This is a genomic window from Cobetia sp. SIMBA_158 (genome assembly GCF_046566945.1).
GTDB lineage: Bacteria > Pseudomonadota > Gammaproteobacteria > Pseudomonadales > Halomonadaceae > Cobetia > Cobetia amphilecti.
In genome coordinates this window covers 1-240 of the sequence record NZ_JAWJYL010001001.1, presented here as the reverse complement: position 1 = coordinate 240, position 240 = coordinate 1, and the positions used below count along the sequence as shown (strand labels likewise).

The 240-nt window shown below is 59.6% G+C and carries 1 pseudogene; it reads right to left on the bottom strand.

Annotation, left to right across the window (positions count from 1 at the left end):
• Positions 1 to 240: pseudogene (locus R2R70_RS22815) on the bottom strand (glutamine synthetase); the annotation flags it as partial.

The following is a 240-nucleotide window of genomic DNA, read 5'->3' as shown; positions in this document are numbered from 1 at the left end:
GGCTGATAGGCCATCGGCTTGGCCATGAAGGTACCGTACATACCGTGACGCAATGCCGTCTCGCGTAGCGTGCGCTTGAACATCACGCCCTGATCGGCCAGCGCCAGCGGGTCACCATGATCGAAATTGACTTCCATCTGCCCGGCACCCTCTTCCTGGATCAGGGTACCGAGAACCAGCCCAATCGCCTCGCAGTAGTCACACATCTCCCCGAAGAGCGACTCGAACGCATTCCCTGCA